The organism is Caballeronia sp. LZ028, assembly GCF_031451415.1.
Lineage (GTDB): Bacteria > Pseudomonadota > Gammaproteobacteria > Burkholderiales > Burkholderiaceae > Caballeronia > Caballeronia zhejiangensis.
Genome location: NZ_JARUXN010000001.1, coordinates 2,443,305 through 2,456,572, shown reverse-complemented (window position 1 = coordinate 2,456,572; position 13,268 = coordinate 2,443,305). Strand labels below are relative to the sequence as shown.

12 protein-coding genes and 1 other RNA gene are annotated in these 13,268 nt (G+C 64.0%); 5 read left to right on the top strand and 8 right to left on the bottom strand.

Going from position 1 to position 13,268, the window contains the following annotated elements; genetic code table 11:
* Positions 1–122: 122 nt before the first annotated feature.
* From QCE58_RS11670 to QCE58_RS11660, 3 genes are read left to right on the top strand one after another with little or no spacing between them, the layout of a single operon-like run.
* On the top strand, positions 123–482 hold the full coding sequence (locus QCE58_RS11670; RefSeq protein WP_085955275.1) for a helix-turn-helix transcriptional regulator: 360 nt from the start codon (positions 123–125) through the stop codon (positions 480–482).
* A gap of 25 nt (positions 483–507) precedes the next feature.
* Positions 508–1,515, top strand: coding sequence for a cation diffusion facilitator family transporter (locus QCE58_RS11665; protein ID WP_250521263.1), 1,008 nt, complete (start codon positions 508–510; stop codon positions 1,513–1,515).
* Positions 1,516–1,572: 57 nt separating this feature from the next.
* Entirely contained in the window at positions 1,573–3,309 is a 1,737-nt protein-coding gene (locus tag QCE58_RS11660; RefSeq protein ID WP_051996560.1) for an FAD-dependent monooxygenase, read from the top strand.
* A gap of 32 nt (positions 3,310–3,341) precedes the next feature.
* Here QCE58_RS11660 and QCE58_RS11655 read toward each other — a convergent pair whose 3' ends face one another.
* From QCE58_RS11655 to QCE58_RS11640, 4 genes are read right to left on the bottom strand one after another with little or no spacing between them, the layout of a single operon-like run.
* Positions 3,342–3,587, bottom strand: a complete 246-nt coding sequence (locus QCE58_RS11655; protein ID WP_008342440.1) for a formate dehydrogenase subunit delta — start codon at positions 3,585–3,587, stop codon at positions 3,342–3,344.
* Between the two features lie 3 nt (positions 3,588–3,590).
* Positions 3,591–6,512 carry a formate dehydrogenase subunit alpha gene (gene fdhF, locus QCE58_RS11650; RefSeq protein WP_034472719.1) on the bottom strand — a complete coding sequence of 974 codons (2,922 nt, stop codon included), beginning with the start codon at positions 6,510–6,512 and terminating at the stop codon, positions 3,591–3,593.
* Between the two features lie 16 nt (positions 6,513–6,528).
* On the bottom strand, positions 6,529–8,085 hold the full coding sequence (locus QCE58_RS11645; protein ID WP_250440048.1) for an NADH-quinone oxidoreductase subunit NuoF: 1,557 nt from the start codon (positions 8,083–8,085) through the stop codon (positions 6,529–6,531).
* Positions 8,082–8,570 carry an NAD(P)H-dependent oxidoreductase subunit E gene (locus QCE58_RS11640; protein ID WP_250440047.1) on the bottom strand — a complete coding sequence of 163 codons (489 nt, stop codon included), beginning with the start codon at positions 8,568–8,570 and terminating at the stop codon, positions 8,082–8,084. The genes QCE58_RS11645 and QCE58_RS11640 overlap by 4 nt, the downstream gene beginning before the upstream one ends.
* 128 nt (positions 8,571–8,698) lie before the next feature.
* Between QCE58_RS11640 and QCE58_RS11635 the strand changes: the two genes are divergently transcribed.
* Positions 8,699–9,769 (top strand): substrate-binding domain-containing protein, encoded by a 1,071-nt coding sequence (locus tag QCE58_RS11635; protein WP_008342436.1) that lies wholly within the window; start codon positions 8,699–8,701, stop codon positions 9,767–9,769.
* A 94-nt stretch (positions 9,770–9,863) separates the two neighbouring features.
* Positions 9,864–10,133: a hypothetical protein gene (locus QCE58_RS11630; RefSeq protein WP_008342435.1), complete on the top strand. Its 270-nt coding sequence runs from the start codon at positions 9,864–9,866 to the stop codon at positions 10,131–10,133.
* 383 nt (positions 10,134–10,516) lie between these two features.
* Here the strand turns inward: QCE58_RS11630 and ssrA are convergent.
* The 4 genes from ssrA to ompA all read right to left on the bottom strand — a co-directional run bounded on the left by ssrA (position 10,517) and on the right by ompA (position 13,257).
* Positions 10,517–10,875: a transfer-messenger RNA gene (ssrA, locus tag QCE58_RS11625) on the bottom strand.
* A 59-nt stretch (positions 10,876–10,934) separates the two neighbouring features.
* Positions 10,935–11,699, bottom strand: a complete 765-nt coding sequence (gene gph / locus QCE58_RS11620; RefSeq protein WP_250521262.1) for a phosphoglycolate phosphatase — start codon at positions 11,697–11,699, stop codon at positions 10,935–10,937.
* A gap of 4 nt (positions 11,700–11,703) precedes the next feature.
* Positions 11,704–12,402, bottom strand: coding sequence for a bifunctional 2-polyprenyl-6-hydroxyphenol methylase/3-demethylubiquinol 3-O-methyltransferase UbiG (ubiG, locus tag QCE58_RS11615; RefSeq protein WP_250496936.1), 699 nt, complete (start codon positions 12,400–12,402; stop codon positions 11,704–11,706).
* A gap of 192 nt (positions 12,403–12,594) precedes the next feature.
* Positions 12,595–13,257, bottom strand: coding sequence for an outer membrane protein OmpA (ompA, locus tag QCE58_RS11610; RefSeq protein WP_033537188.1), 663 nt, complete (start codon positions 13,255–13,257; stop codon positions 12,595–12,597).
* Positions 13,258–13,268: the final 11 nt, after the last annotated feature.

The window sequence follows — 13,268 nt, the reverse complement described above, 5'->3', positions numbered from 1 at the left end:
ACTGCTGTCCCGGAAAAGCAAACCTCGCATTTTCCCACACCGGGGACAGCGCCCCGCCAAAGCGACGTTGACTTGTTGCGGCGATGGCACTTAACATATGAACATCTATTCATATGTTGACGATGTCCGTGGCTTCCGATCCGGTTTCCGATTCTTCCGCCGCCGTCCCGATCACTTCGGATGACCGCGTCGTGCCGCTCGCCGATCTGTTCCGTCTGCTCGGCGACCCGACGCGCCTGCGCATCGTGCTCGCATGCGTCGAACGCAAGCGCGCGGTGGGGGCGATCGCGGAGTTGCTCGGGTTGTCCGCGTCGCTGGTGAGCCATCATCTGCGGCTCTTGCGCGCGGCGCGAATCGTGCGGGCCGAACGCCAGGGCAAGCAGGTTTTCTACGTGGCGGCGGATCGCCATATCAGCACGATGCTCGCCGAGTTGCGAGAGCACATCGCGGAGCCGCAGGCCGATGCCGCGGACATCGAATGACACTCACCGAACAACGAGCACGCCGATGAGCACGCATCAGCACGACAAACACGAGCATCACGACGGGCACGAGCACGAGCACGGGCACGGGCACGGGCACGGGCACGGGCACGGGCACGGCGGACATGGACATCACCATCATCACGCGCCGCAGGAAGGGCAGGGCCGCACGTTCGCGCTCGCGGTCGGCCTGAATCTGCTGATCGTGATCGTGCAGGCCATCTACGGCTTTCTCGCGCATTCGACCGCGCTGCTCGCCGACGCCGGCCACAATCTCTCCGATGTGCTCGGCCTGCTGCTCGCGTGGGGCGCCGTGTGGCTCGGCAAGCGCCGGCCGAACGCGCGCTATACGTTCGGTCTCGGCAGCTCGTCGATTCTGGCGTCGCTCGCCAACGCCGCGCTCCTGCTGTTCGCGTGCGGCGCGATCGTCCTCGAAGCGATCGAGCGTCTCTTCGACCCGGCGCCCGTCGCGGGCCTCGACGTGTTCATCGTCGCGACGCTCGGCATGGTCGTGAACGGCTTTTCCGCGTGGCTCTTCATGCACGGCAGCAAGGAAGACCTCAACGTGCGCGGTGCGTTCCTGCACATGGCCGCCGATGCCGCGATCTCCGCCGCCGTCGCGGTGAGCGGCCTCATCATCCTGTTCACGGGCGCGAGCTGGCTCGATCCGCTGATGAGCCTGATCGTCGTGTCGGTGATCGTCTACGGCACCTGGGGACTCGGGCGCGACGCGATGCGCCTCGCGATGGCCGCCGTTCCGCCTTCGGTCGACATGTCGCGCATCGAGCGATATCTGACCGGGCTTCCCGGCGTGCGCGACGTCCACGACCTGCACGTCTGGGCGCTCTCGACGACCGAAAACGCGCTCACCGTGCATCTCGTGATGCCGCAAGGCCATCCCGGCGATGCGTTCGTGCAGGACGTCGTCACGACCTTGCGCAGCGAATATTCGATGCATCACGCGACCGTGCAGGTCGAGTTCGGCGAGGCATGCCAGGCGTGCGTGCTCAGCGAGCGCGGCCACGCCCACTGAGCGAGCGGTTCGCGGGCGTACACTAGAGCGCGTGACGTTTCAGGGAGGACCGACTGCATGTTCGCGCCAAAGCTGAATCCGAACGACAAGCTGGACGTGGCGCCCGTTCTCATCGTCGGCGCCGGTCCGACGGGCCTCGCCGCCGCGATGAGTCTCGCGCGCGCGCACATTCCGGTGAGGCTCGTCGACCGCGCGCGCGAGCCGTCGCCGCATTCACGCGCGATCGGCATTCAGGCGCGCACGCTCGAACTCTTCGAACAGCATCGCGTCGTCAAGCCGTTTCTCGAGCTCGGCCATCGCGCGCGCGTCGCGAATCTCTATTCCAACGGCCAGCGCCTCGCGCGCCTCGATTTCGATCCGCTGCAGACGCGTTATCCGTATCTGCTCTTTCTCGAACAGTCGCAGACCGAACGTCTGCTCGCCGAGCATCTGGCGGGCTGTCGCGTCGATATCGAGCGCGGTGTCGAAGTGGTCGATGTGTCGCAAGGCTCGGCCGGTCTGCACGCGACGCTGCGCCATCCGAACGGGCGCGACGAGCTGCTGCGGCCTTCGTATCTGATCGCCGCGGACGGCGCGCACAGTTTCGTGCGGCATCGGCTCGGCATCGGTTTCGACGGCAAGACGTTCGATCAAACGTACCTGCTCGCCGACCTCGATGCGGACTCCGACTGGCCCGACGACGAATTTCACATCTTCGCTTCGGGCGAAGGCTTGGCCGCGCTCTTTCCGATGGGCGGCGACCGCGCGCGCCTGATCGCCGATCTGCCCGCGCCTGCCGCAAGCGCGGTCAACGCGGCCGGCGCGAAAGCCGGCCCGACGCTCGACGAATGCCGCGCGCTCGTCGAGCGGCGCGTGCATCACAAGATCGCGCTGTCGAACATGACGTGGTCGTCGTACTTTCATCTGAATAGCCGCATGGTCGACAAGCTTCGCGTGGAGCGCGTGTTCCTGGCCGGCGATTCGGCGCACGTGCATAGTCCCGCCGGCGCGCAGGGCATGAACACCGGCATTCAGGAAGCGTTCAATCTCGGCTGGAAGATCGCTCGCATGCTCGCGGGCAACGCGCCCGAGCGGCTGCTCGACACTTATCACATGGAGCGGCATCCGATCGAGCGCGACGTGCTGCGCCAATCGAGCATGCTCACGCAGATGGCCGGCGCCGAGCATGGCCCGATGAAGCTGATGCGCGATCACGTGATGCCCGCGCTCGCCGCGATCGGTCCGTTGCGCGACGCGATGCGGCGCACGGTCAGCGAGCTGTCGATCAACTATCGCAAGAGTCCGCTCACGCTGGAGCGTCTGCTCGACGGCGGTCCGCGCGCGGGCGAGCGCGCGCCCGATGCGCGTGTGCATGTCGTCGACGGGCCGCTCGGGCGTTTGCCGGGCGTCGGCTGTCTTTACGATCTGCACGATCCCGGCTGCTTCTCGCTGTTTCTGCTGGTGAATCCGTCGGGCGAGGACGATATCGCCCTCGCGCCCGCGACGATCACCGTCGCCCACGCGATGCGCGATCCCGATCTCGACGGCCTCGCGCAGTCCGTCGAAGCGATCCTGCCGAACGCGGTGCGCGTGTGGCGCATCACCGATACGCAAGGCGACGGCGCGAACTCGCTCACCGACAACTATGGCCGCACGCGCCCCGCGTTCTATCTCGTGCGTCCCGATGGCTATATCGCGGCGCGCGGGCGGGCGCCGTCGGATGTGCACGCGCTCTTGCGTCACTGCGAAACGTGGTTCGGCGCGCAGGAGACGAACATCGAGCGGCAGCCGCAACGCGAGTATCGGGAGGATTGAAAAAGCCCTGCGGTGCAGGGCTTCGAGGAGTTTCAGGCGGTCGCAGCTTTCGGCGTCAGATCTATTCGATGCAGACTGAGCGCCTCGCGCACGATCGGCTCCATCGTCGCGCTCGCTTCCGGATTGTCGAGCGCGGCGAGAATCGCGAGCCGCATGCGCGGCTCCCAGAACCGGCGGATGTGATCCGCGACGCTATCGACGGCTTCGGGGCGGTCCGGCATCGAATCGAAGAATTCGCCGATGCGGTTCGCCATCTCGATCAGGTTATCGACATCCATTGCTTATTTTCCTGAAGAAGTCGTGGCGAGGTTGAGCAGCTCGAGCTGCTGCGTGTTGAAGCGCGAATACTCCTTCTGCCATTGCGACGGCTGCTCGACCGGCATCACCTGCACCGCCGTCACCTTGTACTCCGGACAGTTCGTCGCCCAGTCGGAAGAATCCGTCGTGATGACGTTCGCGCCCGACTCGGGGAAGTGGAACGTCGTATAGACGACGCCCGGCTGCATGCGCTCCGAGATCTTCGCGCGCAACACGGTCTGCCCCGCGCGCGACTCGATGCCGACCCAGTCGTCCATCTTGATGCCGCGATCTTCCGCGTCGACCGGATGGATCTCCAGGCGATCCTCGTCGTGCCATTGCGAGTTTTCGGTACGACGCGTCTGCGCGCCCACGTTGTATTGCGACAGGATGCGCCCCGTCGTGAGCAGCAGCGGATATTTGCGCGTGACCTTTTCCGGCGTCGCGACGAACTTCGTAATGACGAAGCGTCCCTTGCCGCGCACGAATTCGTCGATGTGCATGGTCGGCGTGCCGTCCGGCGCGCGCTCGTTGCACGGCCACTGGATGCTGCCGAGCTCGTCGAGACGTTCGTACGAGACACCGTGGAACGTCGGCGTGAGACGCGCGATCTCGTCCATGATCTCGGACGGGTTCGCGTAGTTCATCTCGTAGCCGAGCGCGCGCGAAAGCTTGATCGTCACTTCCCAGTCGGAGAAGCCCGCGAGCGGCGGCATCACCTTGCGCACGCGCGAGATGCGGCGCTCGGCGTTGGTGAAGGTGCCGTCCTTTTCGAGGAAGGTCGAACCGGGCAAGAGCACGTGCGCGTACTTCGCCGTCTCGTTCAGGAAGATGTCCTGCACGACGATGCATTCCATCGACGACAGCGCATCGGCGACGTGCTGCGTGTTCGGATCCGACTGAACGATGTCCTCGCCCTGGCAATAAAGGCCCATGAAGGTGCCGTGCATCGCGGCATCGAACATGTTCGGAATGCGCAGGCCGGGTTCCGGCTGCAGCTTCACATCCCACGCTTCTTCGAAGAGCGAGCGCGTCGCAGCATCGCCGATATGCCGATAGCCCGGCAGCTCGTGCGGGAACGAGCCCATGTCGCACGAGCCCTGCACGTTGTTCTGGCCGCGCAGCGGATTCACGCCGACGCCTTCACGGCCGACATTGCCGGTCGCCATCGCGAGGTTCGCGATGCCCATGACCGTCGTCGAGCCTTGCGCGTGCTCCGTGACGCCGAGGCCGTAATAGATCGCGCCGTTGCCGCCCGTCGCGTACACGCGCGCGGCTTCGCGCACCAGTTTCGCGGGCACGCCGGTGACGCTTTCCATCGCTTCGGGCGAGTTCTCTTCCGTCGCGACGAAATCGCGCCATTGGCCGAACGCGCGCTCCTCGCAGCGCTCGGCGATGAAATCGTCCTTCAGCAAGCCTTCCGTGACGATCACGTGCGCGAGCGAATTGACCATCGCGACGTTCGTGCCGGGGCGCAATTGCAGGTGATACTGCGCCTTGACGTGCGGCGTATCGACGATATCGATGCGGCGCGGATCGATCACAATGAGCTTCGCGCCTTCACGCACGCGGCGCTTCAGCCGCGAGCCGAAGACGGGATGGCCGTCGGTCGGATTCGCGCCGATCACGATGATCACATCCGACTGTTCCACCGATGCGAACGTCTGCGTGCCCGCCGATTCGCCGAGCGTCGTCTTGAGGCCGTAACCGGTCGGCGAATGGCAGACGCGCGCGCAGGTATCGACGTTGTTGTTGCCGAACGCCGCCCGCACGAGCTTCTGCACGAGATACGTCTCTTCGTTCGTGCAGCGCGACGACGTGATGCCGCCGATCGAATCGCGTCCGTACTTGTCCTGAATGCGGCGGAACTCGCTCGCCGCATAGTTGAGCGCTTCGTCCCACGACACTTCGCGCCACGGATCGGTGATCTTCGCGCGGATCATCGGCTTCTTGATGCGGTCCTTGTGCGTCGCGTAACCCCATGCGAAGCGGCCTTTCACGCACGCGTGGCCTTCGTTCGCCTGGCCGTTCTTGTTCGGCGTCATGCGCACGACGGTGTTGCCCTTCATCTCCGCCTTGAGCGAGCAGCCGACGCCGCAATACGCGCACGTCGTGATGGCGGAATGCTCCGCCTGGCCGAGCATGATGACGCTCTTTTCCTGCAGCGTCGCGGTCGGGCACGCGGCGACACACGCGCCGCACGACACGCATTCGCTTTCCATGAACGGCACGTTTTCGCTCGCGGCGACGCGCGATTCGAAGCCGCGTCCGGCGATGGTCAACGCGAACGTGCCTTGCGTTTCCTCGCACGCGCGCACGCATCGATTGCAGACGATGCACTTCGACGGATCGTAGGTGAAGTACGGGTTCGACTCGTCCTTCTTGTCCTTCAGATGGTTTGCGCCTTCGTAGCCATAGCGCACTTCGCGCAAGCCGACGACGCCCGCCATGTCCTGCAACTCGCAATCGCCGTTGGCGGGACAGGTGAGGCAGTCGAGCGGGTGATCGGAGATATAGAGCTCCATCACGTTCTTGCGCAGCGATTGCAGCTTGTCGCTTTGCGTGCGTACTTTCATGCCCGCTTCGACGGGCGTCGTGCACGATGCCGGATAGCCGCGCTTGCCTTCGATCTCGACGAGGCACAGGCGGCACGAACCCCACGGTTCGAGCGAATCGGTGGCGCAGAGCTTCGGCACGTTGACGCCGGCTTCGATCGCGGCGCGCATCACGGACGTGCCGGCCGGAACCGTGACGCTTTCGCCGTCGATTTCCAGCGTCACGTCGACATCCGCATGACGCAGCGGCGTGCCGTAGTCGGTTTCGTCGAACGGATCGCGGCGCTGCACCGATGCCGCGCTCTTGCACGCGCAGTTGCCGGAGCCGCAGCCGTTGATGGTGTTGGACATGTTTGTCTCCTTTTCTTTACGCCGCCTTCTGCGCGGGCGTGCGGGGCAAGCCGAAATCTTCGGGGAAGTGATCGAGCGCGGACATCACCGGAAACGGCGTCATGCCGCCCATCGCGCAGAGCGAGCCGGACACCATCGTGTCGCACAGTTCGCGCAAGAGCGTGATCTGCTTCACCGACGTATCGCCCTCGCGAATCTTCGCGATGACTTCCTCGCCGCGCGTCGAGCCGATGCGGCACGGCGTGCACTTGCCGCAGGATTCGAGCGCGCAGAAGTGCATCGCGTATTGCGCGAGCTCGGCAAGGTTCGATGTGTCGTCGTGAACGACGAGCCCGCCGTGGCCGACCACCGCGCCGACCTTCGCGTACTCCTCGTAATCGAGCGGAATATCCCACTGGCTTTCCGGCAGATACGTGCCGAGCGGACCGCCGACTTGCACCGCGCGCGCGGGACGTCCGCTCGCGGTGCCGTCGCCGTAGGTATAGATCAGCTCGCGCAGCGTCACGCCGAACGCGAGTTCGACGAGTCCGCCTTGCTTCACGTTGCCGGCGATCTGGAAGGGCAGCGTGCCGCGCGAACGGCCCATGCCGAAGTCGCGATAGAAGGCCGCGCCCTTCGCGAAGATGATCGGCACCGTCGCGAGCGTGATGACGTTGTTGATGACCGTCGGCTTGCCGTACAGACCCGTGAGCGCGGGAACCGGCGGCTTCGCGCGCACGATGCCGCGCTTGCCTTCGAGCGATTCGAGCAGCGCCGTTTCCTCGCCGCACACGTACGCGCCCGCGCCCTTTGCGACATACAGCTCGAACTCGTGCGACGTGCCGAGCACGCTCGCGCCGAGCCAGCCCGCGTCGCGCGCCTTGTCGATCGCTTGGTTCAGCGTCGCGATCGAATGCGGATACTCGCTGCGCACATAGATGTAGCCCTTGGTCGCGCCGACCGCCACGCCCGCGATGATCATGCCTTCGATCAGCATGTACGGATCGCTTTCCATGACGAGGCGGTCGGAGAACGTGCCGGAGTCGCCTTCGTCGGCATTGCAGACGATGTATTTCTGGTCCGCCAGCGCGCCGCGCACGGTCTTCCATTTGATGCCCGCCGGAAACGCCGCGCCGCCGCGTCCGCGCAGGCCGGAATCGAGCAGCGCTGCGCAGACGGCGTCGCCGTTCATGTCGAGCACGTTGCGCAGGCCATGGAGTCCGCCGAGCGCGACGTAATCGTCGATCGACAACGGATCGGTAATGCCGATGCGCGCGAACGTCAGACGCTGCTGGTTCTTCAGATACGGAATCTCATCGACGATGCCGACGTTCTTTTCATGCGCGCTGCCTTCGTGGAAGCCCGCATCGAAGAGCGAGGCGACGTCTTCCGCGTCGACGTTCGAATAGCCAATGCGCCCGTCCGGCGTCTCGACCTCGACGAGCGGTTCGAGATAGAAGAGGCCGCGCGAGCCGTTGCGCACGAGTTGGACGTCGAGGCCGCGCTTCAGCGCTTCGCTCGCGATGGCTTGCGCGACGGCGTCCGCGCCCAGCGCGAGCGCGGCGGAATCGATCGGTACATAGATGCGGGTCATGCCGTCACCTCCGCGACTTTCGTCTGCGCCGCTGCATACAGGCGGTCGAACTTCGCCGGCGTCACGCGCGCGTGCAGTTCGCCGTTGATCGTCATCGCCGGGGAGAGCGCGCATTGACCGAGGCAGAACACGGATTCGAGCTCGGTCTCTTCGGCATGGCCGCTGTCGAAGCGGCAACCCGTGTGTCCTTCGATGTGATCCTTCAGCGCTTCCGTGCCCATGCTGCGGCACGCTTCCGCGCGGCAAAGCTGCACGGTCACGCGCGCGGGCGGGGCGGACCGGAAGTGATGGTAATACGTGACGACGCCATGAACTTCTGCGCGCGACAGCGACAGCGTTTGTGCGAGCGGCGCGATCGCCGTCTCCGGCACATAGCCGACTTCGTCCTGGATGGCGTGAAGAATGGTCATCAACGTCGCGCCTTGTATTGCGTGGCGACGCACGATTTCAGCGGATGCAGCGGCGGAAAGCTGCGGATGTGTCATGGGGCTCCTCCAACACTCGGCATATGTTTTGTTGGTACATATTTGGACGGATATAATTACGGGTGCCGAGCCTGTAAAAGAACAATAGGCGTCGTGATATATCTTGGCAATAGGAAGGGGGAGTGCATATGGTGGACGTCGAATGCCGCGCGGAGCTGATCCTGCGCGACGCGGATGGCCGGGAAACCAGTCTCAGCGCGGTTGTGCCGCTTTTGAAGCTCGTCGCGCAGACGGGCAGCATCGCGAACGCCGCGAGCGCTAAGGGTTTGTCCTATCGTCACGCGTGGGGTTTGTTGCGCGAAATCGAAGCGCGGCTGGGCGGTGCGCTCATCACCAAATCGCGCGGTCGCGGCTCGGTGCTGTCCGAACTGGGCGAATCGGTGTTGCGCGCGCAGCGCGTGTGCGGCGAGCGGCTCGAAACGCCGTTGCAGGCGGTGGCGAACGATGTGGCCATCGAGCTGAACCGGCGTCTCGCGGGCGGCGTCAGCCAGGTGCGGATTCACGCGTCGCACGGTTACGCGGTCGCGGCGCTCGTGCGCGCGCTGGGCGATCAACGCGTGCCGGTCGACATCAAATATCGCGAGAGCGCCGAAGCGGTGAGCGCCCTCGCGCGCGGCGAGTGCGAACTGGCGGGCTTTCACTTGCCGATCGGCGAATTCCGTTCCACTTGCGCGGACATTTATCGGCCGTTTCTGGACCGGAACAGGCATCAGCTCATCCGGCTCACACGCCGCACTCAAGGGCTGTTTCTGCCGAAGGGCAATCCGAAGCAGATTTCCGGCTTGCGCGATCTCGCGCGCGGCGACGTGCGCTTCGTCAATCGTCAGCCGGGTTCGGGCACGCGCATGCTGCTCGATCTGTCGTTGCGTAGCGTGGGCGTCGATCCCGATCAAATCAACGGCTACGCGACCACCGAGCTCACGCATTCGGCGATCGCCGCGTTCGTCGCGAGCGGCATGGCCGATCTCGGCTTCGGCGTGCAGCCCGCCGCTCATCATTTCGCGCTCGATTTCATCCCGATCATCGACGAGGATTACTTCTTCGCGTGCGAGCGCGCCCGGCTCGACGAGGCGCAGCTCGCGTCGGTGCTGCGCATTTTGCGCAGCGACGGCTTCACGGAGAGCGTCGCTCATCTGGAGGGCTACGATCCGGCGCACTGCGGCTTGCTCGTCGATGTCGACGAAGGCCTGCACGGCTGAAACGGAAACACGCTGTAAAAGAGCGGGGCGGACGCAAAACTGCCATCGACGGCGAATTGAGCTAACCTAACGCTTTGCTGTCGACTTCACTGCCATGAAACTCTCGTTGCTTGCTTGTTCTTCCGCCGCGCTCGTCGCTGGCGCGATCTATATGGTTCCCGTCGCCTTTGCCCAGAACTCGCCGGGCGTGCCGGGGGGCGTGCTGCAGGACCAATTCCGTTTGAACGAGCATCCGCAGATGCAGTTCGCGGCGTCGGCGCCGTCAGCGAAATATCAGCAGGGCAAATCGGCCATGCGCCGCCGTGGCGATAACGGCGATCCGAACGGCTGCAATCTGAAGTGTCCGCAGGACGGTTCGAACTAAGGCAAAAAAAGACCTCGCACGGAGCGAGGCCAAGGTACTTGGAATGACACCTGGCCCGCCGCAAACCGCCGACGTTCCGAAGTGCAGCTTCAGAATAGGCTGAGGCTCGGACGGCGAGAATCGGAGTTTTCTGAGTAAACCGGCTTCCGATCTGTTGGTCATTGACACAAAGCAACAGCATTCGGACCGCTCCGATACGAACGCAGCGCGTGGCCGCCTATTCTCTCGGACGTAGCGATGGTTGTCTCTGTCCTCGCTATGTCTCTCAAGGATGTTTGCCCCGCCCCCGTGCGGGGCTTTTTTTTCGTCTGTCGTTGTGCCTGCCGTGCGGCCAAAGAAAAACCCGCGATGCTTGCGCGATCGCGGGTTTCACGGGGGTGTTTTGGTGGAGGCGGCGGGAATCGAACCCGCGTCCAGAAGCGCTCTACGACCAGTTCTACATACTTAGTTCTGTCATTTGATTTAACCGTAACGACGCGGACGAACACGCTGCGTTACGGCGATTCACTAGATTTTCGACTCGGGCGTCGTGACGCCACCAAAGCTTATCTGACGTATATGACCTCTCGTGGTATTGCTACCCTAACCCGTCAGCGAATTAGTGAGAGGACGGCTAGCCCTTAGGCTGCCAGTGCGAACGTATCGTCGTTTGCAGTTACGTTTTTCCCATTGATTAACGAGGTGACGGGTCCTCGGTATGCCCTGACCGCTTCACAACCCCTGTCGAAACCAGGTCGCCCCCAAGCGGAAGAGAAATTATCCCACGAAAAGCCATATGAGGCGAATCGCGGGACTTTCAAGTCAGGCGATGTCACGCAGCAGATGCTGCAACTCCTCAGGCGAATCGACGACGTGATTGGCGTGCCAGCGGCGCGGCGGAATATCGTCGCCGCAATAGCCGTAGGCTGCCGCAACGGTGATCATGCCAGCCGCGAAACCGGCCTGCACGTCGCGCAAATCGTCGCCGACATAGACGATGCGCTCCGGCGCCACATCCAGCAGCTCGGCCGCGTGCAGGAGCGGTGCCGGATGCGGCTTCGAATGCGGCGTCGTGTCGCCGCAGACGAGGCAGCCCGCGCGCGTGTCGAGTCCCAGCAAGGCCACGAGCGGCGCGGCGAACCGCGTCACCTTGTTCGTGACGATGCCCCAGCGCACGCCGCGCGCATCGAGTTGATCGAGTATCTCGGCGATGCCCGGAAAGAGCGTCGTCTCGATGCACAAATCGGCTTCGTAATTGGCGAGGAATTCCTCGCGCATCGACGCGAAGTCGTGATGCTCCGGCCCGATCTCGAACGCGCCGCCGAGCAGACCGCGCGCGCCCCCCGACGCGAACGGCCGCAACGTTTCGAGCGGGCGCATTTCGAGGCCGCGATCGTGCCGCATCTTGTTCACCGCGGCGACGAGGTCGGGCGCGGTGTCGGCGATCGTGCCGTCGAGGTCGAACAGCACGGCCTGGCACAGCCCGAGGCCATCGCCTTCGGCAAGGCGCTGGGGCAGGGGATTCGTGTGTTCCGGAAGGGGCGTGGTATCGATGGTGCCCGTAGACAAGGGATCGTCGTTGGTCATGGCGTCAGGCTTCGCGGCGGCAAGCCATCATGTAGTTGATGCTCGTGTCGTTCGACAGGCCGAAGTGCCTGGAGATCGGCCGATACGTGATGCCCTTGATATCCACGGGCAAGAGCGAGGCGGCGCGCGCGAACGTGGCGAGCTCCGACGGTTTGATGAAGCGCGCGTAATCGTGCGTGCCGCGCGGCAGCATGCGCGCGATGTATTCCGCGCCGATGACGGCGAACAAATACGCCTTCGCGTTCCGGTTCAACGTGGAGAAGAATACCCAGCCGCCCGGCTTCACGAGCGCGGCGCAAGCGGCAACGGTGCCCGCGGGATTCGGAACGTGCTCGAGCATCTCCATGCAGGTGACGACGTCGTATGAGCCCGGTTCCCGCGCGGCGAGCGCTTCCGCCGAGACTTCTTCGTACGCGACCTCGACGCCGCTTTCGAGACTGTGCAGATCCGCGACGCCGAGCGCGCTCGACGACAAGTCGATGCCTTTGACGTTCGCGCCGCGCGTGGCCATCGACTCGGACAAAATGCCGCCGCCGCAGCCGATGTCGAGAACGCGTTTGCTCATCAGATGCGCGTGCGCGTCGATCCAGTCGAGCCGAACCGGGTTCAGTTCATGCAGCGGCTTGAACTCGGCGTTCGGGTCCCACCAGCGATGCGCGAGCTCGCTGAATTTCTGCAGTTCGTGGGGATCGACGTTGGTCATGTTCGGGAGTGCCTTGTTTGAGTCGTGAATCGATTAGGACCGAGTATATAGGCGACGCAATGGGCGGGCAAAACGCGCCATAGCCGAAGCCTACCTGAATCGGCGGTCCATTAAACGAATGCGCGAAATGCTTCGGGCATAAAAAAACCCCCGCCGAGGCGGGGGTTTGATCTGCGGCAATCCTGCTCGCTGTTACTGCTGCGGCTGACGCGTCGTGCCGACAACTTCGACTTCCACGCGACGATCCGGTGCGAGGCAAGCGATGAGTTGCTTGCGATTCTTCTGTTGGCAGCTACCCTTCGTGACCGGGTCGCGCTTGCCCTTGCCTTCCGTGTAGATACGGTTGGCTTCGATGCCCTTGCTGACCAGGTAAGCCTTCACAGCTTGCGCACGGCGCAGCGACAGACGATCGTTGTACTTGTCCGAACCGATGCGGTCGGTGTAACCCGTTGCAACCACGACTTCGAGGTTCAGCGCGCCGATCTTCGATGCCAGGTCGTCAAGCGCCGTCTTGCCAGCCGGCTTCAGAACAGCCTTGTCGAAGTCGAACAGGGCGTCAGCTTGATACGTGATCTTCTGCGTCGTGATAGCAGGCGGCGGCGGAGCGACCGGCGTCGGCGGCGGTGCAACTTGCGCGACCAGCGCGCCGTCGCACTTCGCGTTTGCCGTAGCCGGCGTCCAGAATGCGTCGCGCCAGCACAGTTCGTTCGTGCCGTTCATCCACACATACTCGCCCGTACCGTTCACCCAGTTGTCATTCACGGCTTGTCGCGAGGCCGGCACCGACTGTGCCGAGGCCGATGCAGCCATAACTGCGGTAGCTGCAATGAACGCGAGCTTTGAAAGTTTATTCATATTTCTCCTCT

What these genes read in the sequence shown, in the direction of transcription:
- QCE58_RS11670 (WP_085955275.1), top strand. Translation starts at nt 123, where the DNA reads ATGTCCGTGGCTTCCGATCCGGTTTCCGATTCTTCCGCCGCCGTCCCG.
- QCE58_RS11665 (WP_250521263.1), top strand. Translation starts at nt 508, where the DNA reads ATGAGCACGCATCAGCACGACAAACACGAGCATCACGACGGGCACGAG.
- QCE58_RS11660 (WP_051996560.1), top strand. Translation starts at nt 1,573, where the DNA reads ATGTTCGCGCCAAAGCTGAATCCGAACGACAAGCTGGACGTGGCGCCC.
- QCE58_RS11655 (WP_008342440.1), bottom strand. Translation starts at nt 3,587, where the DNA reads ATGGATGTCGATAACCTGATCGAGATGGCGAACCGCATCGGCGAATTC.
- fdhF (WP_034472719.1), bottom strand. Translation starts at nt 6,512, where the DNA reads ATGTCCAACACCATCAACGGCTGCGGCTCCGGCAACTGCGCGTGCAAG.
- QCE58_RS11645 (WP_250440048.1), bottom strand. Translation starts at nt 8,085, where the DNA reads ATGACCCGCATCTATGTACCGATCGATTCCGCCGCGCTCGCGCTGGGC.
- QCE58_RS11640 (WP_250440047.1), bottom strand. Translation starts at nt 8,570, where the DNA reads ATGACACATCCGCAGCTTTCCGCCGCTGCATCCGCTGAAATCGTGCGT.
- QCE58_RS11635 (WP_008342436.1), top strand. Translation starts at nt 8,699, where the DNA reads ATGGTGGACGTCGAATGCCGCGCGGAGCTGATCCTGCGCGACGCGGAT.
- QCE58_RS11630 (WP_008342435.1), top strand. Translation starts at nt 9,864, where the DNA reads ATGAAACTCTCGTTGCTTGCTTGTTCTTCCGCCGCGCTCGTCGCTGGC.
- gph (WP_250521262.1), bottom strand. Translation starts at nt 11,699, where the DNA reads ATGACCAACGACGATCCCTTGTCTACGGGCACCATCGATACCACGCCC.
- ubiG (WP_250496936.1), bottom strand. Translation starts at nt 12,402, where the DNA reads ATGACCAACGTCGATCCCCACGAACTGCAGAAATTCAGCGAGCTCGCG.
- ompA (WP_033537188.1), bottom strand. Translation starts at nt 13,257, where the DNA reads ATGAATAAACTTTCAAAGCTCGCGTTCATTGCAGCTACCGCAGTTATG.